This window comes from Novosphingobium sp. PhB57 (assembly GCF_004342985.1).
Classification (GTDB): Bacteria; Pseudomonadota; Alphaproteobacteria; order Sphingomonadales; family Sphingomonadaceae; genus Novosphingobium.
On sequence record NZ_SMBO01000005.1, the window covers coordinates 91,096 to 116,063 of the forward strand.

The 24,968-nt window shown below is 67.1% G+C and carries 19 protein-coding genes; 12 read left to right on the plus strand and 7 right to left on the minus strand.

Annotation, left to right across the window (positions count from 1 at the left end; all coding sequences use genetic code 11):
* Window positions 1-10 precede the first annotated feature (10 nt).
* Genes EDF58_RS15850 through EDF58_RS15860 form a run of 3 tightly spaced genes read left to right on the plus strand, consistent with a single transcriptional unit; the run spans window position 11 to window position 4,127 of the window.
* Window positions 11-1,738, plus strand: a complete 1,728-nt coding sequence (locus tag EDF58_RS15850) for a sulfatase (protein WP_132267350.1) — start codon at window positions 11-13, stop codon at window positions 1,736-1,738.
* Complete coding sequence (locus EDF58_RS15855) at window positions 1,735-3,654, plus strand: sulfatase (protein WP_132267352.1); 1,920 nt, start codon at window positions 1,735-1,737, stop codon at window positions 3,652-3,654. The genes EDF58_RS15850 and EDF58_RS15855 overlap by 4 nt, the downstream gene beginning before the upstream one ends.
* Complete coding sequence (locus EDF58_RS15860) at window positions 3,651-4,127, plus strand: DUF3237 domain-containing protein (protein ID WP_132267353.1); 477 nt, start codon at window positions 3,651-3,653, stop codon at window positions 4,125-4,127. The genes EDF58_RS15855 and EDF58_RS15860 overlap by 4 nt, the downstream gene beginning before the upstream one ends.
* 32 nt (window positions 4,128-4,159) lie before the next feature.
* On the opposite strand, the gene EDF58_RS15865 is transcribed toward EDF58_RS15860, so the two are convergent.
* Together EDF58_RS15865 and EDF58_RS15870 are read right to left on the minus strand one after the other, a co-directional pair.
* Entirely contained in the window at window positions 4,160-5,050 is an 891-nt protein-coding gene (locus tag EDF58_RS15865; RefSeq protein ID WP_243654302.1) for a sensor domain-containing diguanylate cyclase, read from the minus strand.
* A gap of 312 nt (window positions 5,051-5,362) precedes the next feature.
* Window positions 5,363-6,052 carry a helix-turn-helix transcriptional regulator gene (locus EDF58_RS15870; protein WP_132267356.1) on the minus strand — a complete coding sequence of 230 codons (690 nt, stop codon included), beginning with the start codon at window positions 6,050-6,052 and terminating at the stop codon, window positions 5,363-5,365.
* Window positions 6,053-6,257: 205 nt separating this feature from the next.
* Here EDF58_RS15870 and EDF58_RS15875 point away from each other — a divergent pair, with 205 nt between their 5' ends.
* From EDF58_RS15875 to EDF58_RS15905, 7 genes are all read left to right on the plus strand, one after another.
* Window positions 6,258-9,080, plus strand: coding sequence for an EAL domain-containing protein (locus EDF58_RS15875; RefSeq protein WP_132267358.1), 2,823 nt, complete (start codon window positions 6,258-6,260; stop codon window positions 9,078-9,080).
* 172 nt (window positions 9,081-9,252) lie between these two features.
* Window positions 9,253-10,023, plus strand: a complete 771-nt coding sequence (cobA, locus tag EDF58_RS15880; protein WP_132267360.1) for a uroporphyrinogen-III C-methyltransferase — start codon at window positions 9,253-9,255, stop codon at window positions 10,021-10,023.
* Entirely contained in the window at window positions 10,020-10,316 is a 297-nt protein-coding gene (locus EDF58_RS15885; RefSeq protein ID WP_132267362.1) for a DUF2849 domain-containing protein, read from the plus strand. The genes cobA and EDF58_RS15885 overlap by 4 nt, the downstream gene beginning before the upstream one ends.
* Complete coding sequence (locus tag EDF58_RS15890; RefSeq protein WP_132267364.1) at window positions 10,316-11,950, plus strand: nitrite/sulfite reductase; 1,635 nt, start codon at window positions 10,316-10,318, stop codon at window positions 11,948-11,950. Before EDF58_RS15885 ends, EDF58_RS15890 begins: the two co-directional genes overlap by 1 nt.
* Complete coding sequence (locus tag EDF58_RS15895) at window positions 11,943-12,377, plus strand: DUF934 domain-containing protein (RefSeq protein WP_132267366.1); 435 nt, start codon at window positions 11,943-11,945, stop codon at window positions 12,375-12,377. The genes EDF58_RS15890 and EDF58_RS15895 overlap by 8 nt, the downstream gene beginning before the upstream one ends.
* Window positions 12,378-12,399: 22 nt before the next feature.
* Window positions 12,400-13,200, plus strand: coding sequence for a phosphoadenylyl-sulfate reductase (locus EDF58_RS15900; protein ID WP_132267368.1), 801 nt, complete (start codon window positions 12,400-12,402; stop codon window positions 13,198-13,200).
* Between the two features lie 235 nt (window positions 13,201-13,435).
* The gene (locus EDF58_RS15905; RefSeq protein WP_132267370.1) at window positions 13,436-14,647 is read left to right on the plus strand and encodes an MFS transporter; all 1,212 of its coding nucleotides are present in this window, start codon (window positions 13,436-13,438) and stop codon (window positions 14,645-14,647) included.
* A 78-nt stretch (window positions 14,648-14,725) separates the two neighbouring features.
* Here EDF58_RS15905 and putA read toward each other — a convergent pair whose 3' ends face one another.
* Window positions 14,726-18,343, minus strand: coding sequence for a trifunctional transcriptional regulator/proline dehydrogenase/L-glutamate gamma-semialdehyde dehydrogenase (putA, locus tag EDF58_RS15910; protein ID WP_132267371.1), 3,618 nt, complete (start codon window positions 18,341-18,343; stop codon window positions 14,726-14,728).
* Between the two features lie 98 nt (window positions 18,344-18,441).
* On the opposite strand from putA, the gene EDF58_RS15915 reads away from it, so the two are divergent.
* Window positions 18,442-18,912 (plus strand): Lrp/AsnC family transcriptional regulator, encoded by a 471-nt coding sequence (locus EDF58_RS15915; protein ID WP_132267373.1) that lies wholly within the window; start codon window positions 18,442-18,444, stop codon window positions 18,910-18,912.
* A gap of 28 nt (window positions 18,913-18,940) precedes the next feature.
* On the opposite strand, the gene EDF58_RS15920 is transcribed toward EDF58_RS15915, so the two are convergent.
* The 4 genes from EDF58_RS15920 to EDF58_RS15935 are packed head-to-tail and all read right to left on the minus strand — an operon-like array spanning window position 18,941 to window position 23,788.
* Window positions 18,941-21,667 carry a xanthine dehydrogenase family protein molybdopterin-binding subunit gene (locus tag EDF58_RS15920; RefSeq protein WP_132267375.1) on the minus strand — a complete coding sequence of 909 codons (2,727 nt, stop codon included), beginning with the start codon at window positions 21,665-21,667 and terminating at the stop codon, window positions 18,941-18,943.
* Complete coding sequence (locus tag EDF58_RS15925; protein WP_132267376.1) at window positions 21,664-22,206, minus strand: (2Fe-2S)-binding protein; 543 nt, start codon at window positions 22,204-22,206, stop codon at window positions 21,664-21,666. Before EDF58_RS15925 ends, EDF58_RS15920 begins: the two co-directional genes overlap by 4 nt.
* Entirely contained in the window at window positions 22,203-23,072 is an 870-nt protein-coding gene (locus EDF58_RS15930) for a xanthine dehydrogenase family protein subunit M (protein WP_132267378.1), read from the minus strand. Before EDF58_RS15930 ends, EDF58_RS15925 begins: the two co-directional genes overlap by 4 nt.
* Window positions 23,069-23,788 carry a carbon monoxide dehydrogenase subunit G gene (locus tag EDF58_RS15935; RefSeq protein WP_132267380.1) on the minus strand — a complete coding sequence of 240 codons (720 nt, stop codon included), beginning with the start codon at window positions 23,786-23,788 and terminating at the stop codon, window positions 23,069-23,071. Before EDF58_RS15935 ends, EDF58_RS15930 begins: the two co-directional genes overlap by 4 nt.
* A gap of 196 nt (window positions 23,789-23,984) precedes the next feature.
* Here EDF58_RS15935 and EDF58_RS15940 point away from each other — a divergent pair, with 196 nt between their 5' ends.
* Entirely contained in the window at window positions 23,985-24,776 is a 792-nt protein-coding gene (locus tag EDF58_RS15940) for an SDR family oxidoreductase (RefSeq protein ID WP_165921449.1), read from the plus strand.
* Window positions 24,777-24,968 lie beyond the last annotated feature (192 nt).

A 24,968-nucleotide genomic window follows, 5' to 3' on the forward strand; every position in this document is an offset into this window, starting at 1 on the left:
AGGAACCCCGATGAAGACCAGAACCGCTCTCCTCGCCCGCGCGCTTGCCGGTGCCGCCTGCTTCGCCGCCCCAGCCCTTTCAGCACTTGTACTACTGTCGCCGCTTGCCGCGCAGGCCAAGGCGCCTGCCGCCGCGCCCGCGACGCAGGAAGCCCGCCCGCGCAACATCATCTTCGTCCTCGTCGACGACTTGCGCTATGACGGCATGGGCTTCCTCCAGCCCGGCCTGCTGAAGACGCCGAACATCGACCGCATGGCGAAAGAGGGAACCTACTTTCCGAACGCCGTCGTCACTTCCTCGCTCTGCAGCCCCAGCCGCGCCACGATCCTGACCGGGCAGACCGCGCGCAATCACGGTATCGTCGACAACAACGACGGTTCCGAAGCCGGGCTCACCTATTTCCCCAGCTATCTCCAGCAGGCCGGCTACGACACCGCCTTCTTCGGCAAGTGGCACATGGGCAGCAGCACCGATGCGCCGCGTCCCGGTTTCGACAAGTGGGTGAGCTTCATGGGCCAGGGCAATTACTGGCCCGCCAAGGCGACCACCGCCCATTCCTCGCCCGACCTCAACGTCGACGGCAAGGAAGTGCCCCAGAAGGGCTACATCACTGACGAACTGACCAATTATGCGATGGACTGGCTGACGAAGGAGCGCGATCCGAAGAAGCCCTTCTTCCTCTACCTCAGCCACAAGGGCGTCCATTCCGACCCGCTGCCGCCGCCGCGCTACGCCCACCAGTACGACAAGGCGAAGTTCACCCTGCCCGCCAGCGCCGCCAATACGCCGGAGAACAACGCCGGCAAGCCGGTCTGGGTGCAGAACCAGCGCAATTCCTGGCACGGCATCGACTTCTTCTACAATGCCGACGTGCCGATGACCGAATATCTCAAGTACTACTACGGCACGCTCTCCGCGATCGACGACAGCCTCGGCCGGATCATGGACTATCTGCGCAAGAACCACCTGGAGAAGGACACGCTGGTCGTGTTCACCTCCGACAACGGCTACATGGTCGGCGAGCATGGCCTGATCGACAAGCGCAACGCCTACGAAGCCTCGATCCGCGTGCCGCTGGTGGTGTGGGAGCCGGGCACCGTGCCCGCCAACAAGGTCAACCCCGGCCGCATCCGCAATCTCGACTTCGCACCGACGTTCCTCGACGTGGCAGGCGCCCAGCGCCCGCAGCAGTTCGAAGGCACGAGCGCCTGGGGCCTCTGGGCAGGCAAGCAGGCCCCGAGCGACTGGAAGCCGGGTGACTTCACTTACGAATACTACTGGGAATACAACTTCCCCATGACGCCGGGCACTTTCGCCATCGAGCGGGACCGGGTGAAATACATCCAGTACTACGGCGTCTACGACACCGACGAGCTCTACGACCTCAAGAGCGATCCTGAGGAAATGCACAACCTGGTGGACGATCCCAAGTGGGCGGCGAAGAAGCAGGAACTGCGCATCGCGCTCTACGACCAGCTCGCCAACCGGGACGGCAAGCACATGATCCCCTACGGCGCGCGTCTCTCGACCGGCGCGGTGCGGCGTGACGTGAACGGCAGCCGCGCGGCGGACTTCCCCGCATCGTGGTACATCAAGCCGAATCCGACCGACCGGCTCGATCCGATCCTTCCCGATGGACCGGCCAAGCTCAAGGCGCAGGCCGAAGGCAAGCCGCTGATCTACACCCCGCCGCTGAAGGACGAATTGGTGAAGCAGGTCGGGAGCGCAGGCCAGTGACCGTGGTATCGCGCCGCGCCGTCCTGGGCTCCATCGCCGGCGCCACCACGCTGGCGGCCACGGGCACCGCCGCCCGCGCCGCCGCGCCGGTCCAGCGGCCCAACATCCTGTGGATCGTCAGCGAGGACAACAACCCCTACGTCGGCGCCTATGGCGACAAGCTGGCCCATACGCCCACGATCGACGGGCTGGCGGCCAGGGGCCTGCTGTTCCGCAACGTCTATTCCAATGCCCCGGTCTGCGCGCCGTCGCGCTTCGGCATCCTCACCGGGGTCTATCCCGAAAGCTGCGCCCCGGCGAACCAGATGCGCGCGGTGGGCAAGTTGCCGAAGGCATTCCGGACATATCCCGAGCTGATGCGGGCCGCGGGCTATTTCTGCACCAACAGCGCCAAGACCGACTACAATTGCGACGTGGATCCGCAGGCGATCTGGGACGGACAAGGCAAAGCCGCGCACTGGCGCTCGCGCGAAGACAAGAGCCAGCCGTTCATGGCCGTGTTCAATTACGAGACCACGCACGAATCGAAGATCTTCAAGCCCACCCAGGGCCGCGTGACGCCGGACATGATCAAGGTCCCGGCGTTCCTGCCGGACACGCCCGGCATCCGCCAGGACTTCGCCAGCTACTACAACCTGATGGAAAAGATGGACGGCGAGCTTGCCGAACGTCTTGCCGAGCTGGAGGCAGACGGCCTGAGCGAGGACACCATCGTCTTCCACTATTCCGACAATGGCGGCGTCCTCGGCCGGTCCAAGCGCTACTGCTATGACGAAGGCCTGCGCTGCGAGATGGTGGTCTATGTCCCGGAGAAGTGGCAGCACCTGATGCCCGGCCGCCCGGGCAGCGAGATCGCCTCGCCGGTCAGCTTCATCGACCTTGCGCCCACGGTGCTGGCCCTGGCCGGGGCCGCGCAGCCCGCGCAGATGACCGGGAAGGCCTTCCTCGGCCCCAAGGCCGCGCCGCAGAAGTACGCTTTCGGCATGCGCAACCGCATGGACGAGCGGATCGACTTCCAGCGCACCGTCACCGATGGCCGCTGGCGCTATATCCGCAACTACATGCCGCACCGGCCGCTGGGCCAGCACCAGGCCTTCGAATGGCTCGCCAAGGGCTACCAAGAATGGGAGCAGGCCTATCTCGACGGCAAGCTGACCGAAGCCCAGGCGCGTTTCTTCCAGCCCAAGGTCTTCGAGGAACTCTACGACCTCAAGGCGGATCCGCTGGAGCTGCACAATCTCGCCGCAGAGCCTGCCCACCGCGCCTTGCGCAAGACGCTGAGCCAAGCGCTGGACGCGCACATGCTGGCGATCCACGACAACGGCTTCCTGCCCGAGACGATGGTCGGCGAAGGATGGGAGGCAAGCCGCGATCCCGCCGTCTATCCGCTCAAGACGGTCATGGCGCTCGCCCGCACCGCCGCCATGGGCCGGATCGAGGGCCTGCCCTCGCTGCGCGCTTCGCTGACGAGCCCGGTCGAAGTGCTGCGCTACTGGTCGGCCATGGGCCTGCTGATCCTCAGCTCGAAAGCCGCGCCGGCCGAGGCGGAGATGCTGGCTGCCCTGGCGCGGGAGACATCGCCCCATGTCCGCATCGCCCTGGGCGAGGCGCTGGCGCGCATGAGCGAGCCGCAGGCCGCCGCGAGCCAGACAGCGGCGGCCGCGCTCATCGCCCTTTGCGCGGAAGATCGACCCTGGCAGGTGCGGCTCCATGCCATCAATGCCCTTACTTATGTCGGCGCGGCGGCAGCTCCGGCCCTTGATACGGCGAAACAGGCGATGGCCGGCTCCAACGAATACCTGAAGAGCGCGGGCAAGTATCTCATGCTGAAGCTGACCGGCACCTACACCCCCGCCACGCCGGTGTTCGACTGGGAGGGCATGCAGGCCCGGATCAAGGCCGGAGGCGCGCCATGAGCACTGGCCCTGCCGCCCCCGCACCCACCCTCGCCTATGCCTTTTCCGCAAGGGTGGAACTGCTCGACCCGATCGACCACGGCATCGTCGAAGGGCGCCGCCGCCGCTTCGTGCCGATCAGCGGCGGCACAGTCTCCGGCCCGGATCTCGAAGGCGTGGTCCTGCCCGGCGGCGGTGACTGGCAGGCGATCGGCACTGACGGCTCCACCCTGGTCGATGCCCATTATGCGCTGCAGGCCAGCGACGGGACGATCATCGACGTGCGCAATGCGGGCGTGCGGGTGGCCAGCGTCGATGTGAGCGAGCGCATCGCGCGCGGGGAGCCGGTCGATCCCGGCAGCTACTACTTCCGCACCGCCCCGCGCTTCGAAGTGCGCGACGGGCCTCACGCCTGGCTGCGGCAGACGATGTTCATCGCCCGCGGCGTGCGCCATCCCGAAGAGGTTGTGATCGATTTCTACCGGGTGGAATGATCCGGCCCGGAACGCTCGGTTCCGCTTGAGCCTCAGGCGGAGACGCGGCGGGGCTTTTCCATCTCCAGCCGATTGCGGCCCTTGGCCTTGGCGCAGAACAGCGCCAGTTCGGCGCGCTCGATGGTGCTGTCCATGCTGTCGGCGATGCGCGCGACGCTGCCGCTGGTGGTGATCGCCAGCCGGCTGTCGCCCACTTTCTGGCGCAAATCGGCCAGGGTCGTGACCACGCGGGTGCAGATCGCCTGCGCCTGTTCGGTATTCGTGCGCGGCAGCAGGACGGCGAAGCGCTCCGACCCGATCCGGGAGATGATGTCGTCCGAACGCAGCATTTCGCGCAGCAGGTCGGCGAAGACGCGCAGCACTTCGTCCCCGGTCGTCTGGCCGTGCTTCATGTTGATCGTGCGGAAGAAGTCGATGCTGAACATGGCCAGGCACCCCTCCATCCCCTGCGCGACCATGTGTTCGAGCATGGAGATGAAAGCGGCGCGATTGGTCAGCTGGGTCAGCGGGTCGGTGTAAGTCGCCGCGAACAGCTGCTCGCGCAGGCTGCGGCGCTCGTCGATGGAGCGCATCACTGCCAGCACGCCGTAGACCGCCCCGCCCTCTTCCGTGAGCGGACGGATGCGGATCTCGAACCAGCTTTCGCGGGCATCAGGCGTCACGGCGGGAAATTCGACCCATTGCGCGCCTTGCCGCCCCTCGATGGCGGCCGACAGCGCCCGCGACACGGCGTCCCGGCCCTGCGCGGCGACAAGGTCCAGCAGATGGGGACCGGCCTCGGCGCGAACCTGCACGCCCAGCTTGCGAATGCCGGGCGAGGCATGGACGATCACACCAGCAAGGTCCGTCTTGATGATGACGTCAGAGGTCGTTTCCGCCAGCAGCCCGTAAAGTGCGGAGCTTTCCTGAACGGTGAAATTCATGCCCATCTTGGTATTGCCCCGGATCAGAGGGACCGCAAAGCGATCCAACGAAAATCGGGCCCGTGATTCGGATTGCGTTAGCAGACGTCAGAGTGCTCAAATGACCACTTCCAAGCATACAACTTCCGTTTTCCGGCGACCCTTGCAATAAATCTCAACAAGAATTGTTAGCCCTGTTATCTAACAGTTCGAATTTCAAGTTATTGTTATTGATGTATTTACCATCGCTGAATTGAGTCGGAAAGCGCATTTACCCTGTTCCTGCACAGGGCTGGGCAGAGCGTCGCTCAAATCCGGCAAGGACTGGAAATTTCAGAGTTCGATCATGATCCTGATCTTGTCGGGGCTCGTCTCCACGGCTGCGGCGATCTGTTCGCGGCAGCGGGCGATGAGTTCCGGCAATCCGGCTACGGTCCGGCCGGGGCGCAGTTCGGCGGCCGTGACGCCCAGTTCCTCGGCAATGGCGTCCAGCCGTTCCTCGATCGGGCGTGCGCGGCCCTGTTCCCAGGCCCAGACGGTCGGCTTGGAAACGCCAAGCCGCGAGGCCAGTTCGCCCTGGGTCAGCCCGCGCAGCTTGCGCAGGCGATGCAGGCGCTCACCGAAGCTCTCGCCGCCGATGGCGGCCGGAGCAGATACGAGCGGCGGCGGCGCCAGTTCGAAGTCCTGCGTGACGCTGCGAAGCTGTGCCGCGCTGAGGACGGCAGGATGTAGCGGCGTATCGAAAGCGCAGCCGAACAGCCGTCCGCTGGCCCAGACCACCCGCGCGCGCGTGATACCGGCCTCCGGAAGGTCGATCTCTAGCGCTTCGCCGATCTCCATGTCCACCCGCGTTTCCAGCAGGAGACCCGTTTCGGAGAAGTTGTGGATGGTGACCGGAGTCTCGACGCCGGAAGGCAGGGAGCCCTGCGTTTCGATCGTCAGCCGTTTGCGCGTGGCGCGCGGCTTTCCGGCCTGCTGGCCGTTCTCGGTGGGCTTGTCTTCAAAATGTGCCGCAATCGGCATGGCGCAATCTCCAAGAGAATCGCACCCTGTCCCTACAGGGATTAAGAATCGGTTAGCATGTCGGCTAATTTTCCTTGCCGCACTATTCGCAAAAACCCGCAGATCGACTCTAACATCGTCTGGCCGGGCCAACACAATGAAATTCTTGTTAATCACTTCCTAACGCATTTATCCGTAGTTTTCCGGGGAATTAATCGGGGTTGCAGTGTTCAACATCTATCTTTGCATCCGTGACGGGCATGACCTGAAATTCGTCCTGCTCGCGGCGTTGATCTGTCTACTTTCTTCGCTGACGGCGCTTGCCCTGCTGCGACAGGCGGCGGGCTGCACGGCGGAGCAACTCCTGGGTATGCGGCGGCGCTGGTGGGCCCTGGCAGGCGTGAGCGCCGGCTTCGGCATCTGGGCCACGCATTTCGTGGCCATGCTGGGCTATGCGCCGGGCATGGTCGTCGGGTTCGAGCCGGGCCTGACACTGGCCTCGCTCGTCATTCCCGTCACCGCCCTTGCCATGGCCTTCGGACTGGCGGCGGAAGCGCGGGGCCGCCTGGCACTCGTCCTGGCCTCGGCCGTGGCAGCGGCAGGCATCGCCGCGATGCACTACACCGGCATGCTGGCGCTGGAAGTGCCGGCAACGATGCGCTGGCAGACCGGCTTCATCGTCGCCTCGGTGATCCTGGCCTTCCTGCCGCTCTACCCCGCCTTTTCGCTCGCTCTCGACGGCCGCCGCCTGCGCGGCCTGCTGGCGGCGACCGGGCTGCTGTCCCTCTCCGTGGTCTCCCTGCACTTCACCGGCATGACCGGCCTCACCCTCATCCCCACGCGGATGCAGGTGCCCGAGCAGCTCATTTCCCCGCGGGAAATGGCCGCTGCCGTCACCGCGGTGACGTTCCTGCTGGTCGCGGTCTCGGCGATCTCGCTGGCGATCAGCCGCCGCACCGCCGCGGTCGTGGCGATCAGCGAGCGCAATTTCTCGTTCCTGGTGCGCGGCATTTCGGACTGCGCGATCTACATGCTCGATCTCGACGGCCGGGTGATGAACTGGAACGCCGGCGCCCAGCGCCTGAAGGGATATCCGGAAGCCGAAGCGCTGGGCCTTCACGTTTCCAGCTTCTACACCCCCGAAGACCGCGAAGCCGCGCTCGACCGCGTCGCCCTGGAAGCGGCCGCCAACCACGGCCGCTATTACGGCGAAGGCTGGCGCGTGCGCCGCGACGGCACGCGGTTCTGGGCCCATGTGACCATGGAGCCCATGCTGGACGAGCAGGGCCAGCCCATCGGCTTCGCCAAGATCACCCGCGACATGTCACGCTTCAAGGAGGCGCAGGACCACATCGCCGAAGCCAGCCGCCAGCGCGATGCCGCGCTCGGCCACATGCACCAGGGCCTCTGCCTGTTCGATGCCGATGAGAAGCTGGTGCTCTGCAACCCGCGCTTCCTGGAGATGTACGGCCTGGCGCCCGACAGCCTCGTGCCGGGCATGCACCTTTCCGAAGTGATCCGCCGCAGCAGCCTCGGCCGCTTCGCACCGGAGGTGATCGCGGAGCGCGTCCTGCTTTCGCAGCGCGCCATTCTGGACAATCTCGCAGGGCCGTCCTCGCCGCCGATCCTGGCCGAATACCCGGACGGCACGGTGGTCTCCATCGCCAGCCGGCGCATGCCGGAGGGCGGCTGGGTCTCCACCTTCGACGACATTACCCGCCAGCACGAATCCGAAGCCCAGATCGCCCACATGGCGATGCACGACGGATTGACCGGGCTGCCCAACCGCACCCGCTTCAACTTGTGGATCGACGAGCGACTCGAACGGGCCAGCCGCATCGGCAAGCGCCTGGGCGTAACCGCCATCGACCTCGACCGCTTCAAGGAAATCAACGACACTTACGGCCACTCCTGGGGCGACGTGGTGCTGGCGGAACTGGCCCAGCGCCTGCAGTCCGTGATCGGCGAGGATGAGATCGCCGCGCGCCTCGGCGGCGACGAATTCGGCATTGCCAAGCTGTTCGACACGGACGAGCAGCTTGCCGAATTCCTGCGCCGGGTGGAGCATTGCTTCAACATGCCCGTCGAGCACGAGAAGCAGGAACTCAGCTTCGGCGCGAGCCTGGGCGTTGCGGCCTATCCGCACGACGGGGCCGACCGCGAAGCGCTTCTCAACAATGCCGACCTCGCCATGTACCGCGCCAAGGCGCAGATCGGCGAGCGCATCTGCTATTACGAACCGGGCATGGACGAGACCGCCCGCGCGCGCCGTCAGCTTGCCAACGACTTGCGCCTGGCCATCGAGCGCGAGGAGCTGGTGCTGCTCTACCAGCCCCAATGCCAGCTGCGCAGCGGCGAGCTGTCCGGCTACGAAGCGCTGGTGCGCTGGCATCACCCGCAGCGCGGGCTGGTATCGCCCAGCGAATTCATCCCGATCGCCGAAGAATCGGGCGCCATCCTGTCGATCGGCGAATGGGTCCTGACGCAGGCCTGCCGGGAAGCGGTGAGCTGGCATTCCGAGCACCGCATCGCCGTCAACGTCTCGCCCATCCAGCTCGTCCAGCAGGATCTGGCGCCGATGGTGGCGCGGATCCTGATCGAGACCGGCCTCCCTGCCCGCAGGCTGGAACTGGAGATCACCGAAAGCGCGATCATCACCGACAAGGCGCGCGCGCTCAACAACTTGCGCCAGCTCAAGGAACTGGGCGTCGCCATCGCCATGGACGATTTCGGCACCGGCTATTCCTCGCTGGACACCCTCCACTCCTTCCCGTTCGACAAGATCAAGATCGACAAGTCGTTCCTGCTGGAATCGGACGAGAACGAACAGGCCCGCGCCATCATCCGCGCGGTCCTGGCGCTGGGCCAGTCGCTGCGCATCCCGGTCCTGGCGGAAGGCGTGGAGACCGCCAGCCAGTTCGAGCTGCTGATCCGCGAAGGCTGCGAGGAAGCCCAGGGCTATTTCCTCGGCCGCCCCGACCGCGCGCCCAGCCTGAAGCCCGAACCGCTGCGGATCCCGTCGGCTTTCCTAGAGGACGAAGTCGCCTGAGCGGGCCTCGGCACATTCATCGAGGCCGAATTCCGGGGCACGGCCTCGCGCCGGAATGCCCATCGCGAGCCCTGTCATAACGCCGCTCGTAAACCGCCGCTAAAGACTCCCTTGCCCCGGACAAAGCCATTCTGGTTGGCAATCCGGGGCCGGGAGTATCATCTGCCGCACCATGCAAGCGATTCCCGCCTCTATCGGCCGAGTCTATCTGGTCGGCGCCGGTCCCGGAGACCCCGATCTCCTGACCCTGCGCGCCGCGCGGCTGCTGATGAATGCCGCGCTCATCGTGCATGACGGGCTGGTCGATCCGGCCATCCTGGCGATGGCCAAGCCTTCCGCTCGGCTGGTCTCGGTCGCCAAGAGCCGCGCCCGCCACACCATGAAGCAGGAAGAGATCAACGCCCTGCTCGTGCGCGAAGCCCTGGCCGGAAGCGACGTCGTGCGCCTCAAGGGCGGCGATCCCTTCGTGTTCGGCCGCGGCGGCGAAGAGGCGGAAGCCTGCCATGCCGCCGGCGTTCCCGTGGAAGTGGTGCCGGGCATTTCCTCCGCGCTGGGGGCTTCGGCCGCCGCGCAGATCCCGCTTACCCACCGCGACCACGCCTCGATCGTCACTTTCGTGGCGGGCCAGTGCAAGGGGCTGGCCGATCAGGACTGGTCGGGCCTTGCCGGCAAGGGCCGCACCTTGGTGATCTTCATGGGCATCGCCACCTCCGCCCAGATCGCCGAGAAGCTCATGGCCGACGGCCTGGCGCCGGACGTGCCGGTAGCGGTGATAGAGAACGCCACCCGCTCGGCCATGCGCGTGCTGCGCGGACCGCTCGCCGGACTTGCCGACCTGATCGCGGATGCGAAGGTGCAAAGTCCCGCGCTTATCGTTATCGGGCACGTCACCGCAGAACCCGACAACACCATTCGCGCCCTGGCGCTGGAGGCAACAAAGTGAAGATCCTGACGGGCAACGACCTGAAGACCGGAGCGGTCATCTGGTGGACCGGCGTGGGCTGGTCGCTCGACGTCAACGAATCCGCCGATGTGGGCGAGCATGGCGCCGCCCTGGTGGCGCGCGAGGAAGGCGCCCAGCACGCCGTCGCCGCTTATGTCGTCGATGGCGAGAAGACCGCTGAAGGCATCCGCCCCGCCCATATCAAGGAGCGCATCCGCGCCCTCGGGCCGACGGTGCGCCTCGACCTGACGCCGAAAGCCTCCGACCCCGCAGCCGCAGACTGGGTGATCTGATGTACAAGTACGACGAATACGACCAGCAGATGGTCGATACGCGCGTCGCGGAATTCCGTGACCAGGTCCGCCGCCGCCTTGCCGGTGACCTGACCGAGGACCAGTTCAAGCCGCTGCGCCTGCAGAACGGCCTCTACCTCCAGCTGCATGCCTACATGCTGCGCGTCGCGGTGCCTTACGGCACGCTGAACTCGGCGCAGATGACGCTGCTGGGCGACATCGCGGACAAGTACGACCGCGGCTACGGCCACTTCACCACGCGCCAGAACATCCAGTATAACTGGATCAAGCTGGAAGACACGCCCGACATCCTGGCCGAACTCGCCAAGGTGGAGATGCATGCCATCCAGACCAGCGGCAACTGCATCCGCAATATCAGCTCCGACCAGTTCGCCGGTGCCGCCGCAGACGAGATCGTCGATCCGCGTCCTTATGCGGAACTGCTGCGCCAGTGGTCCAGCTTCCACCCGGAATTCCTGGTGCTGCCGCGGAAGTTCAAGATCGCCGTCATCGCCTCCGAAACGGACCGCGCGGCGATGCGCCTGCACGACATCGGCATCAAGATGGTGAAGAATGACGCCGGCGAGATCGGCGCCCAGTTCTACGCCGGTGGCGGCATGGGCCGCACCCCGATGATCGCGCCCCTGATCCGCGAATTCGTGCCGCTGGACCAGCTCATCACGTTCTCGGAAGCATGCCTGCGCGTCTACAACCGCTACGGCCGCCGCGACAACAAGTACAAGGCGCGCATCAAGATCCTCGTCCACGAACTGGGCCGCGACGAATACGTCCGCCAGGTCGAGGAAGAGTTCGCGCACCTGCTGACCCAGCCGATCGAGCCGCCGCTGGCCGAACTGGAGCGCATCAAGGCGCACTTCACCGCCCCGGCTTACGAAACCGCCGCGTCGGACGATCTGGACCTGACCGATCCCGACTTCCGCCTCTGGGTGGAGCGCAACACGCATGCCCACAAGCAGGCGGGCTACGTGATCGCCACCGTCAGCTTGAAGCCCGTAGGCGGCATCCCCGGTGACGCAACGGCCGACCAGATCCGCCTGATGGCGCAGCTGGCCAAGGACTACAGCTTCGACGAACTGCGCGTCACTCACGCCCAGAACATCGTCTTCCCGCACGTCCGCAAGGCCGACCTCTACACCGTGTGGCAGGCGCTCGACGAAGCCGGCCTCGCCACTGCCAACCTCGACACCGTGGGCGACATCATCGCCTGCCCCGGCCTCGACTATTGCTCGCTGGCCAATGCCCGCTCGATCCCGGTCGCGCAGAAGATCTCCGAACGCTTCGGCAGCGCCCAGCGCCAGGCCGAGATCGGTGAGCTGAAGCTGAAGATCTCGGGCTGCATCAATGCCTGCGGTCACCACCATGCCGGCCACATCGGCATCCTCGGCGTCGACAAGAAGGGCCTGGAAAACTACCAGCTCCTGTTCGGCGGCAGCGAGGGGGCGGATACCTCGCTCGCGAAGATCATCGGCCCCGGCTTCACCGAGGACGGCGTCGTCGACGCCATCGAAAAGGCCACCGAAGTCTATCTCGCCAACAAGGAAGGCGAGGAGCGCTTCCTCGACACCTATCGCCGTATCGGCATGGATCCGTTCAAGGAGGCCATCTATGGTTGAGGTCCAGTTCCGTTTCCGTGACGACGAAACCGTCAACGACCCCGCCGTCACCGTGGATTCGTTCTCCGAACAGTCCAACGCCTCCGCCGTCCGCATCGAGCCGGGCGACGATGCGCGCGACCTGCTGCCCTACCTCGACCGGCTCTCGCTCGTCGAAGTGAGCTTCCCGGCTTGGACCGACGGCCGCGGCTATTCCTCGGCGCGCCTGCTTCGCGAAGCGGGCTACCAGGGCGAGATGCGGGCCGTGGGCGATCTGGTGATCGACATGCTTTCGCACCTCAAGCGCTGCGGCTTCGATGCCTTCGCGCCCGACAAGGCCCTCAACGAACAGGACGCCCGCAATGCGTTCGATCGCTGGGACAACGTCTACCAGGCCACCGTCGTCGACGGTCGCCCGGCGATCTGGGCGAAGCGCCACCCGGCGTAACCGTCCCTATAGGGAACCACCGATGCCCCAGACCGAAGCTGCCCGTATTCGCGACCTGATCGACACCGGCCCTCGTTTCGACGAGGCCGATGCCGTTCGCCTCAACCGCCTCTTCCGCGGCACCGAAACGAGCGAGATGCTCGAAACGGTGCTCAAGGAACGCATGGTGGGCGATATCGCGATCGTGTCCAGCTTCGGTGCGGAATCGGCGGTGCTGCTGCATCTCGTCAGCCGCGTCGATCCCACGGTGCCGGTGCTGTTCCTCGAAACCGGCAAGCATTTCCCCGAGACCCTGGCCTATCGCGACCTGCTGATCGAGCGACTGGGACTGAAGGACTTGCGCAACCTCGTCCCCGATGCCGAGGAACTGGCGAAGAAGGACGAAAACGGACTGCGCTGGTCCTACGATCCCGACGGCTGCTGCGAAATCCGCAAGGTGAAGCCGCTGGAAAAGGCCCTGCTGGGCTTCGACGCTTCGTTCAGCGGCCGCAAGGCGTTCCAGGCCTCCACCCGCGCCACCCTGCCCCGCTTCGAGGTGGACACCACTGACGCGCAGGGCCGCCTCAAGGTGAACCCGCTGATCGACTGGTCGCCCGAGCGGATCGCCGCCTATATCGCCGAACACGATTTGCCGGCCCATCCGCTGGTCGCCGAGGGCTATCCCTCGATCGGCTGCATGCCCTGCACCAGCAAGGTCGCCGCGGGCGAAGACCCACGCTCGGGCCGCTGGCGCGGCTGGAACAAGACCGAATGCGGCATTCACGTCGCCACTCATTCGGACTACACGACCAAGAACGCGCCCGAATTCGATCCGGGGCTCTGAGCCAGGGTTCGCTTCGGGGCACGGGTTCGCTTCGCGCAAGGGCTTGCTTGGAACGCTCCCTTGGCCGAAGCAGAGCCTTACCCTGGACCTTTCGCCGGGACACCGGCAGAGCCACAGCCGCGCAACTCATTGCAACAAACAAGACCAGGAGTGCAATTATTGCACTCCTGGTCGGGGTTGGCATGGCGCCGGGGTCCACTAGATCGCACTTGCCCCCAAAATATTGCAGTGCAACATGACCGATCAGCAAAAAGCCCATACTCACCCCGCGCTCGTCATCCTCGCCTTGGCGATGGGTGCCTTCGCCATCGGCACGACCGAATTCGCCGCGATGAGCCTCGTGCCCTATTTCGCGCGCGATCTCGGCCTGACCGAGCCCGAGGCGGGCCATGCCATCAGCACCTATGCGCTGGGCGTCGTGGTCGGCGCGCCGATCATCGCCGTTCTGGCCGCGAAACTGCCCCGGCGGGCCTTGCTGATCGGCCTCATGGCGCTCTTCGCGGTGGGCAACGCGCTTTCGGCCATGGCGCCCACATATCCGCTGCTGCTGCTGTTCCGCTTCATCAGCGGGCTGCCGCACGGTGCCTACTTCGGCATCGCCGCGCTGGTGGCCGCCTCGATGGTGCCGGCAAACCGCCGCGCCCAGTCGGTGGCGCTGGTCATGTCCGGCCTGACGGTGGCGACAATCATCGGCGTGCCGCTGGCCAACTGGCTGGGCCAGGCCTTCGGCTGGCGCACCGGCTTCGCCATCGTCTCGGTGCTGGCCGTCATCACCATGGCGCTCGTCGCGCTCTTCGCTCCGCACCAGAAGGCGGCCGAAGGCGCCAGCCCGATGCGCGAACTGGGCGCGCTGCGCCGTCCGCAAGTGCTGCTGACCCTGCTGACCGGCGCCATCGGTTTCGGCGGCCTCTTCGCGGTCTACACCTACATCGCCTCGACCATGATCGAAGTGACCAAAGTATCCGAGCACCTCGTGCCGGTGGTCCTGGCCGTGTTCGGCGTGGGCATGACGGTGGGCAACCTGTTCTGGGCCTGGGCGGCCGACCGCTCGCTGAACAAGGCCGCGATCGGTGCGCTGCTGTTCAGCGCCTTCGCCCTTGCGCTGTTCCCGATGGCCGCGAGCAACGTCTGGACGCTGAGCGTGGTGGTGGTGATGATCGGTTTTGCCGGCGGCCTCGGCACCATTCTCCAGACGCGCCTGATGGACGTGGCGGGCGACGCGCAGGCCCTGGCGGCGGCGGCGCACCACAGCGCCTTCAACATGGCCAATGCGCTTGGCCCCTGGCTCGGCGGCCTGGCCATTTCGGCAGGCTACGGCCTGACCTCGACCGGCTGGATCGGCATGGGCCTGTCGCTGGGCGGGCTGGCGATCTTCCTGGTGACCCTGACCCTGCACAAGCGCGAGCACGAAGGCGCCATGGCCGGGCAGCCGGTCCCGGCCTGCTGAGGCCTTCCGCGCACCGCATGAAGAAAGGCCCGCGAGTTCGTCACTCGCGGGCCTTTTCGTGTCCGGCTGGCAGAGGCGTCAGCCGATCATCATGAGGCTGGCATTGCCACCCGCCGCCGTGGTGTTGATCGAGGTGGAGACTTCCTCCAGCAGCCAGACCAGGTTCGGCCCCGGCGTGCGGTGGACGGGCACGATCGGCCCGGGCAGTTCGGCCACGGCCTTGCAGGCCGCGCGAACCGCCTCGGCATCGCCTTCCACCAGGCAGGCAGCGAAATGTGCGCCGGCATCGGGAGCGAAACGGGCGGCCACGGCTTCGGGCAGTCCGGCCGGAAGCGCCATGCCCTCGACCGTCGCGGTATTGCCGGTGGCCAGCACGGCCGCCATTTGCCCGTAGAGCCCTTCCTGCGTCGCCGGGCGCAGCAGGATGCGGCCGCGCGGGTGAAGGGCATAGAGATTGATCTCGCCCACCGGGCCCGGCAGGCTCAGCTCCATGCCCAGCCCCGATCCGGCCGCCAGGCCGCGCGCCGCCGCCGCGGAAGCGGCATCGCCCTGCCCGGACAGCCAGGTCGCGAAAGCCTCCACCAGCGGCGCCGTCCTGGCGGGCGTATCCAGCACTTGCGGCGCCTGCCGCGCCAGTCGCCCGAGATAGAGCGGACCGCCCGCCTTCGGACCCGTGCCCGAGAGCCCGCGGCCGCCGAAAGGCTGCACGCCGACGATCGCGCCAATGGTGTTGCGATTGACGTAGAGATTGCCCGCGCGGATGGCCGAAGTCACTTGCTCCACCGTCGCGTCGAGGCGCGTGTGGAGGCCGAACGTCAACCCGTAGCCGGTGGCGTTGATCGCCTCTATCAGCGCGGGCAGTTCGTCGCGCTTGAAGCGCAGGACATGCAGCACCGGCCCGAACACCTCCCGTTCGATCTGGTCGATCGTCGAGATCTCGATGATCGTGGGCGCCACGAAAGTGCCCGATGCGCACGTCGCGGGGATCGCCACTTGCTCGACCTTGCAGCCGCGCGCCTTCATGCGGGCGACGTGGCCGTCGATCATGCCCTTGGCCTCAGCCGTGATCACCGGCCCGATGTCGACCGCGAGTTCCTGCGTATTGCCGACCCGCAGCTCCGCCAGCGCGCCCTTGAGCATGACCACCGTGCGGTCCGCCACTTCCTCCTGGAGGCAGAGCACCCGCAGCGCCGAGCAGCGCTGTCCGGCCGAATCGAAGGCCGAGGCGATCACGTCGGCAACCACCTGCTCGGCCAGAGCCGAGGAATCGACGATCATCGCGTTCTGGCCGCCGGTCTCGGCGATGAAGGGAACGGCATGGCCATGGGCCGAAACCCGTCCGGCCAGCTGCTTCTGGATGAGGCGCGCCACTTCGGTGGAGCCGGTGAACATCACTGCCGCCACTTGCGGCGCCGCCACCAGGGCGGCGCCCAGCTTGCCGTCGCCCGGCAGCAGTTGGAGCGCGTCCTTGGGCACGCCGGCCTCGTGCAGCAGGCGCACGGCTTCGGCAGCGATCAGCGGCGTTTCCTCGGCCGGCTTGGCCAGCACCGGGTTGCCTGCCACCAGCGCCGCCGCGACTTGCCCTGCGAAGATCGCCAGCGGGAAGTTCCAGGGGCTGATGCAGACCACCGGCCCCAGCGGCACCTGATCGGCGCCGAACGTCTCGCGGGCCTGCTTCGCATAATAGCGCAGGAAGTCGATCGCTTCGCGCACTTCGGCGATGGCATTGGCGGCCGACTTCCCCGCCTCGCGGATGACAAGGCCCATGAGCAGGCCGATCCGGCCCTGCATGGCATCGGCGGCAGCCTCCAGCATGGCCGCGCGCTCGTCCACGGATACCTGGCTCCAACGGCTGATCGCGGCGCGAGCGACGGCGACGGAGGCGGCTTCCGGGGCCACTTCGATCACCCGGCCCACCACGTCCGCGTGATCGGCGGGGTTGAGCACGGCGCGCTCGCCGCCCTGGGCATTGGCGGGCATGGCGAACCATTCGCGCGCGGCGGAACGGCGCAGGTCTTGCGACAGCACGGCCAGCGCCGCCTCGTCGGCCATGTCGATGCCGTCCGAATTGCGGCGGCCGGGGTAGAGGTCGGCCGCCAGCGGGATCAGGTCGTGCCGCGCGCCCGGATCGGGCATGGCGCGCACGACGTCTACGGGATCGCCCACCATCTCTTCCACGGGCACGGCCGGATCGGCGATGCGGTTCACGAACGAGGAGTTCGCGCCGTTTTCCAGGAGACGGCGCACGAGATAGGCCAGCAGCGTCTCATGCGTGCCGACCGGCGCGTAGATGCGGCAGGGCCGGTCGAGGTTGTTCCCGGATTCGCCGGCGCCGACGACTTGCGAATAGAGCGGCTCGCCCATGCCGTGGAGGCACTGGAACTCGTACTGGCCGATCGCGAAGTCCGGTCCGGCCAGATGGTAGATCGTGGCCAGCGTCTGCGCATTGTGAGTGGCGAACTGCGGGAACACTGCGTCCGGCGCAGCCAGCAGCTTCTTCGCGCAGGCGACATAGGACACGTCCGTGTGGACCTTGCGGGTGAACACTGGGAAATCGGCCAGCCCGTCCACTTGCGCGCGTTTGATCTCGGCGTCCCAATAAGCGCCCTTCACCAGGCGCACCATCATTCGGCGCCCGGCGCGGCGGCCCAGATCGATGATCCAGTCGAGCACGAAGGGGCAGCGCTTGCCATAGGCCTGGACCACGAAGCCCAGCCCGTCCCAGCCCTGGAGTTCGGGATCGAGGGCCAGCGCCTCCAGCAGGTCCAGCGAGAGTTCGAGGCGGTCCGCTTCCTCGGCATCGATGTTGAAGCCGATGTCGTAACCGCGCGCGAGCACGGCCAGCGCCTTCACGCGCGGCAGCAGTTCGCCCATCACGCGCTCCGCCTGGGCACGGCTGTAGCGCGGGTGGAGCGCCGAGAGCTTGATCGAGATGCCCGGCCCCCGGTAGATGCCGCGCCCGGCGCTCGCCTTGCCGATGGCGTGGATGGCGTTCACATAATCGGTGTTGTAGCGGTTGGCATCGGCGGCGGTGGTGGCGGCTTCGCCCAGCATGTCGTAGCTGTAGCCGAAGCCTTTTTCCTCCAGCGCGCGCGCGCGCTTCACGGCTTCACCGATCGTTTCGCCGGTCACGAACTGCTCGCCCATCAGGCGCATCGCCAGATCGACGCCGCGGCGGATCACCGGCTCGCCTGCGCGGGCGACCAGCCGCGTCAGGGCCGAGCCGAGGCCCTTGTCGTCGACCGAGCCGACCAGCTTGCCCGTCACCACCAGCCCCCAGGTCGCGGCATTGACGAAGAGCGACTTGCCGCCGCCGAGGTGCGCGCTCCAGTCTCCGTCGGAGATCTTGTCGCGGATGAGCGCATCGCGGGTGGCATTGTCGGGAATGCGCAGCAGCGCCTCGGCCAGGCACATGAGCGCCACGCCTTCCTGGCTGGACAGCGAATATTCCTGCACCAGACCTTCGACGCCGGTGCCCTTGTGATTGGCGCGCAAGGTGGACACCAGGTGGATGGCCGTCTCGCGAACCGCCTGGCGCTGCGCCTCGGGCAGCGTCGCTGCGTCAAGCAGCGGCGCCATGCAGGCGGCCTCGTCGCGGCGGAAAGCATCGGTGATCGCGCGGCGAAGCGGGGTCGGTTCGCTGACGGCGGGGGCGAAGGCGCCGAAGAGGGGCGTGCGGGCGGGCGTGTGGGTCATGAATCGCCAATATCCCAAGGCCGCTTGGCAATCCGACTTTTCACAGGCACAGATTGGTTCATCTGAACTTATCTTTCGGGATCTTGCAGGCCAAACGGATGGCAAATCGCGTAAAACACGTCGATCTGGACGAACTCGATCGCAAGATCATCGCCGCCTTGCGCGCCGACGGCCGCATGAGCGTCACCGACCTTGCGCAGAACGTAGGGCTTTCCAAGACGCCTTGCCAGGTCCGCATGCGGCGGCTGATCGATTCGGGGGTGATCCGGGGCTTCCGCGCCGTGGTCGATCCGGCCAGCCTGGGCCTTGACCATGTCGCCTTCACCGAGGTCAAGCTGTCGGACACGCGCGAGCAGGCGCTGAAGGAATTCAACGCCGCCGTCCGCCGCATTCCCGAAGTGGAGGAGTGCCACATGCTCGCCAGCCATTTCGACTACCTGCTGAAAGTCCGCACCACCGACATCCGCCGTTACCGCGAGGTTCTGGGCGAAAAACTGTCGAACCTGCCGCATGTTTCCAGCACGTCCACATATGTGGCCATGGAAACGGTGAAGGACGCCAGCAGCTAGCCCGGCCGATCAGGCCGGGCGGCATGCCTCACGGTACCCGCTCGCCCGTGACTTTCGCCGATCCGAACATGCCCATCTTGCACTTCCCGCCGAGAGTGTCTCCGCGCAGTTCCAGATCGTATTTGAGCGTGATCTTCATCGGTTTCTCCACCTTGAGATCGAACCGCAGGCGCCCGGCCTCGAACGTGCCGCCGCCGAAGTCCTGCCTGCCTTCCGGCGATGACAGGTAGCCGCTGACGGCGCTGCCCTCCACGTCGAAGTGCGCCAGCATCGCCTGCGCCCCCATCGGCGTCTTGAGCACCATGTTCCAGTCTCCCCCAGGGCCGCTCGCAGCGGCGGGCTGCTCATCTTTCGGCCCGGGGTTCGGTTCCGGTTCCGGCGCGATGGCGGCGGCAGGCGCCGGCTCCGGCTTGTGCAGGCCCGATACGTCGCGCTGTTCGATCACGTCGAGAATGCGGCCCGGCGTCAGCGGCAGGACAAGGTCCTCGATCTCCCCGAACGGCGAAAGGGCATCGGCGATGGCGTTCACCAGCGTGGGCGGACCGATGATCGCGCCGCCCTCCCCCACGCCGCGCATGCCGCCGATGGTCTGCGACGGGGTATTGGCGTGGACGAATTCGAACACCGGCACGTCGGAAATCGACGGCAGGAGGTAGTCCTTGAAAGTCGCCGCCTGCGGATTGCCCCGCGCGTCGTAAGGCATCTCCTCCAGCAGGACCATGCCGATGGCCTGTGCCAGCCCGCCGGAAATCTGCCCCTCGACCACGGCCGGGTTGATGACCGTCCCGCAATCCTCGGACGAGATCCAGCGCAGGATCGAGACGAAGCCGGTGTCCACATCCACTTCCACCACGGCAAGATGGGTGGCGCTGGTGAATGTCATCGGCGGCGGCTGATAACGGAACTGCATCTCCAGCCCGGTTTCCAGCCCCGGCGGCAGACGGTCGGGCTCGCCATAGGCGATGGCGGCAATCTCCGCGAGCGGCCGCGCCATTTCCGGCGCGCCCTCTACCCGGACCATGCCCGCGTCCAGCACCACGCTTTCGGCACTGGCATTGAGCAAGTGCGCGGCCACGGCACGCACTTTTTCCGCCAGCAGTTCCGAGCACCGGATCGCCGCCCCGCCCGCAATCACGCCCTGACGGCTTCCTGCCGCTCCGGGGCTGAAGCCACCGCGCGAGCTGTCGCCCTCGAACACGGTCACATCCTCGTAGCGCACGCCCAGCCGGTCTGCGATGCACTGGGCCATCGTCGTGGCCGTGCCGTGGCCCTGCGAATGGGTGGACATCGTCGCGGTGACCTTGCCCGTCGGTTCGATCCGCACTTGCGCCAGTTCGCCGGTCATCGGCGCCATCGATCCCGCCGAGCCGGTCGGTTCGACATAGGACGCCAGGCCCACGCCCAGATAGCGCCCCTCCTGCCGCGCGCCCGCCTGTTCGCGGCGGAACTGCGCCATGTCGAAGTGCTGGAGCAGCTTTTCCAGGCATTCGCCGGGCGTGATGTCCTGCAGCGGAATGCCCATGCTGGTTACGGCGGGCTGGTCGGCAAGGTAGACGAGATTGCGGCGGCGGATCTCCACCGGATCGATCCCCAGCTTGCGCGCCGCCTTGTCCAGCAGGGTCTCGCGGACCAGCGATTCCATCGCCCAGGGCCCGCGATAGGCGGCAAGGCCGTTGGTGTTGGTGTACCATCCGCGCGAGACGAAGGCGTAGGCAGGCTGCTTGTAGGCCGCCCAGACGAACATGTGCACGGCGATATTGCTGTCCGCGCCTTGCGGGAAGGCACCGTTGTTGCAGTCGTAGATGCCGTGGGAACCGGTGAGCCGACCTTCCGCGTCGAACCCCGCCTGCAGGGTCATCTCCGCCTCGCGTGCCTGGTTGGATGCGGTGAGCGCCTCGTAGCGGTCCTCTATCCACTTGAGCGGCCGGCCCAGCAGCAGCGCCGCGACGATGACCGCGCTTTCCTCCTTCCACGGATGGTTCTTCAGCCCGAAGGCGCCGCCCACGTCCTTGGCGATGACCCGGATCGCGGTATCCGGCAGATCCAGCGCCAGGCTGACCCAGCGCGCCACGAGATGCGGGCTCTGGCAGGTACTCCAGAGCGTAAGTTCCTCCGATCCGTCGCGCGCGGCGATCACCCCGCGCGTCTCCATGGGCGCCTGCGAGATGCGCTGGTGGACCACCTTGTGGCTGAGCCGCAGCACCGATCCGGCGAGCTTGCGTTCCAGCTCCTCCTCGATGTCTTCGTCGCCGATTTCGGCCGCGACATTGCTGTCCATCCCGGCATGGATCGCCGCGGACGACCTGGCCTGCGCGATCGTGACGACGGGATCGTGCTCCTCGTACTCGACCTCGATCAGGGAGGCGGCGTCTTCCGCCATGGCGCGCGTCTCCGCGGCGACCATGACCACCGGCTCGCCGACATAGGCCACCTGACCGTCCGCAAGCGGCGCAATCGCAATCTCCGCCTCGGTAAAGAAGAACGAGAGCATGCGGATCGGCCGCGCGGCGAGGTCCGCCGCGGTCAGCACGGCATGGACACCGGGCATCTCGCGGGCGAATTCACTTTGGATGGACAGGATGCGCCCACGCGCCACGGGGCTGCGGGCGAAAGCGACATGGAGCATGCCGGGCAGGGTCACGTCGTCCACGAACTGCCCGCGCCCGGTCAGCAGGCGCGGATCTTCCTTGCGAAGCGCGCGTTTGCCGATCCAGCGCGTGGCACCGAGCCCACCGCCGGGCGCCTGCGCATTCATGCCGCCTGCCCCTTGCCGGCGGCGGGGCCGGTCGCCCCGTCTCCGCTTATGCGCTCGGCCCCGCCTCCGTACCTGCCCTCCGCCAGGGCCCGGGCAGCGCGCCGGATGCCCTGATAGCCCGTGCAGCGGCAGACATGGCCGGACATGGCGGCGATCATCGTCGCCTCGTCCGCGGGTTCCTCACCCGCCGTCAGCGCCGCGAAAGTCATCAGCACGCCCGGCGTGCAGAAGCCGCATTGCAGCCCGTGGGCCTCGCGCATGGCGTCCTGCGCCGGATGGAACGTGCCGTCCGGCGCGGCGAGGCCCTCCACGGTGGTCACGTCCGCTCCGTCTGCCTGGACCGCCAGCATCAGGCAGGCGCGCACGGCCCGACCGTCGACCAGGACCGTGCAGGCGCCGCAAACGCCATGCTCGCATCCCAGGTGCACCCCTGTGCAGCCCGCCTCCAGTCGCAGATGGTCCGCAAGGCTGGTGCGCGCCTCCACCCGGTCATGACGGCGGTGGCCGTTGACGGTCCATGCGATGGCGTGTTCGCTCATGCGGCTTCCCTCAGGTCCAGAACCTCGCGCAGTCCCCGTGCGAAGATGCGGCGGCCGACAGTACGGCGGTATTCCGCACTGGCGTGGTGATCGTCGAAAGGCGCGCTCTCCGCCACGGCCAGTCCCGCCACGGCCTCGACGTCGAGTTCGGCCAAGGCCGTGCCGAGCAGTGCCTCTTCGGCCCGGCGCATGCGGATCGGTGTCGGCCCCATGCCGAACCAGGCGAGCCCGGCCCGCGCCACCTTGCCGTCTTCCAGCACCAGCGCGCCGACCATGCCGACCAGCGCGAAGTCTCCGGGCCGCTGCGCCACTTCGCGAAACAGCACCAGATGACCCGCCGCCCAGTCGGGATAGACCACGGCCGTCAGCAGTTCGTCCGGCTCCAGCACCGTCATGTAGGGGCCGAGATAGAAGTCCGCCGCCGCGACGTGCCGCGTGCCCCTTGTCGAGATGATCTCCAGCGTGGCGCCCAGCGCGATCGCCGTCGCGGGCATTTCCGCCGCCGGCTCGCCGAGCGCGATCGATCCGCCCACCGTCCCGCGGTTGCGCGTCTGGTGGTGTCCGACATGGCCCAGAGCCGTGACCAACGCCGGGAGCCGCCGGGCGAGCGTTGCATCGGCCAGGGCCTCGGCCTGCCGCGTCATGGCGCCCACGCGAATCCCGCCCGCGACTTCGGAAACACCGCGCAGCTCCGCGATGCCGCCAAGGTCGACGAGGATGAAAGGCTGGCTCATCCGCAAGTTCAGCAAGGGCATGAGCGTTTGCCCGCCTGCCAGCACCGTCGCTCCCCCGCCGGCCTCCGCCAGCACCCGGCAGGCCTCGGCAACGGTGGCCGGGCGGACATAGTCGAACGGCGCGGGCTTCATCGCGGCGCTCCCCGGCGCCCGGCCTCGAAGGCGGCGGCGGCCGTGACCACCAGCAGCACCGCCACGCCCAGGAACTCTGCGTGCAGTCCTTTCACACCCAGCATGAAACCTGCCACCAGTGCCAGCACGAGCGCGGCCACCCAGCCCCAGACAGTTCCTCCCGGCACGGCACGCGCCCCGGGGACGAGCGGCGCGGAAAGCACCGGCGCCGTGGCAGTCGCCCCCTGCCCGGCGCCGGCTGCAAGCTCCCCCGCTGCAACCGGCGCCGGAGCGCCCCCCGTGACGACCTCCCCGAACCTGGTAAAAAACTTGCCGGCGAGATTCTTCGCCGTCGCATCGATGATCGGCCCGCCCAGCTGGGCCATGCGGCCGCCCACTTCCGCCTCGACTTCGTAAGCGACCAGCGTCCCGCCATCTTCGCCGTCACTGAGCCGCACTTTCGCGCCGCCCCGGGCGCTTCCGGCAATGCCCCCGTTGCCCGAGCCGGTTATCGTATAGCCATTGGGCGCATCGAGATCGGAGAGGTGCACCTGCCCCCGAAACCGCGCGCCGATGGGCCCGATCTTCACTTCCGCCACGGCAACGAAGCGATCGCCCCCCTCTCGCTCCAGGCTCTGGCAACCCGGAATGCACTGGGCGAGAACGACGGGATCGTTGAGCGCTTCCCACACCTTCCGGCGCGGCGCCGCGACCCGCTGCTCGCCCGTCATCTGCATTCGCGCTCTCCCGCTTCCCTGCCCGGCCCGTTTTCCGGCTTGGGCGATGAAACGACGGGACGGCCCGCAATGCAAGAACTATGAGCGACACTGTATCTTATTCCCCGGAGCGATGAGTCGCGCTGGCGCTGGCCGGAGGGCGGGGCGGCGGTTACGACATCTGCGCAAGGCCGGCGAACGGCGAATGGGAGAGATCATGAACGCTACCGTCATCGTCACCGGAGCCGCCGGAGGCATGGGCCGCCCGGTCGCCGCCCGCTTCGCCGCGCAAGGCCGCCCCTTGCTGCTGAGCGACGTGAATGCCGAAAGGCTGGAGGCCGTGGCCGCCGAACTGCGCCGGGACGGCGTGCCCGTCTCGACGCTGGCCGGGGACATTGCCGCGCCTGAATTCCCGCAGCGCCTGCTCGATACCCTGGGCGAAGCGCCGCTCTTCGCGCTGGTCCATACAGCCGGTCTCTCGCCGACGATGGCAGAGGCGCCGCGCATCCTCGAAGTGAACTATTTCGCCACCGAGCGCCTCGTGGCCGCGCTCCTGCCGCGATTCGAGGAGGGCGGATGCGCGGTGCTGATCTCCTCGATGTCGGCCTATCTCATCCCCGATCCGGCGATGGTCGCGGCCGTGCAGGACCTCGTCGCGGGCAAGGGGCGGGAAGATGTCGACCGTTTCTCCACCAATCCTGGCATGGGCTATACGCTGTCCAAGCGCGGGGTGATCGGGCTGGTCGGGCGGGAAGCGGCGGCCTTCGGGGAGCGCGGCCTGCGCATCACCTCCATCGCGCCCGGCTTCATCGACACCGAAATGAGCCGCGCCGAAGCCAAGGCGAGCGAGCAGATGGTGCGGATGATGGGTATGACCCCGCTCGGCCGGCAGGGACTGGGCGACGAAATCGCCTCCGTGGCGGAGTTCCTCTGCTCGCCGGCCGCATCCTATGTCAGCGGCTGCGACATCAAGGTGGATGGGGGGATACTGGGCCGCCTGGGCCTGTGATCCCCTGAGACGGTGACCCCCTGAGACGGAGGCCCCCTGAGACGATGACACTACGGGCGGGAAGCGCTGAAATGCGCTGGCCCGCCCGGTCGTGATGCCAAGTTCCGCCAGCGCCTGCGCAAACGGCACCTCTGAGAAATCTTGTACTCTCCCAGAGAGGCCGGAATTCCTGCCGGAAACCGTGCCCTTGCG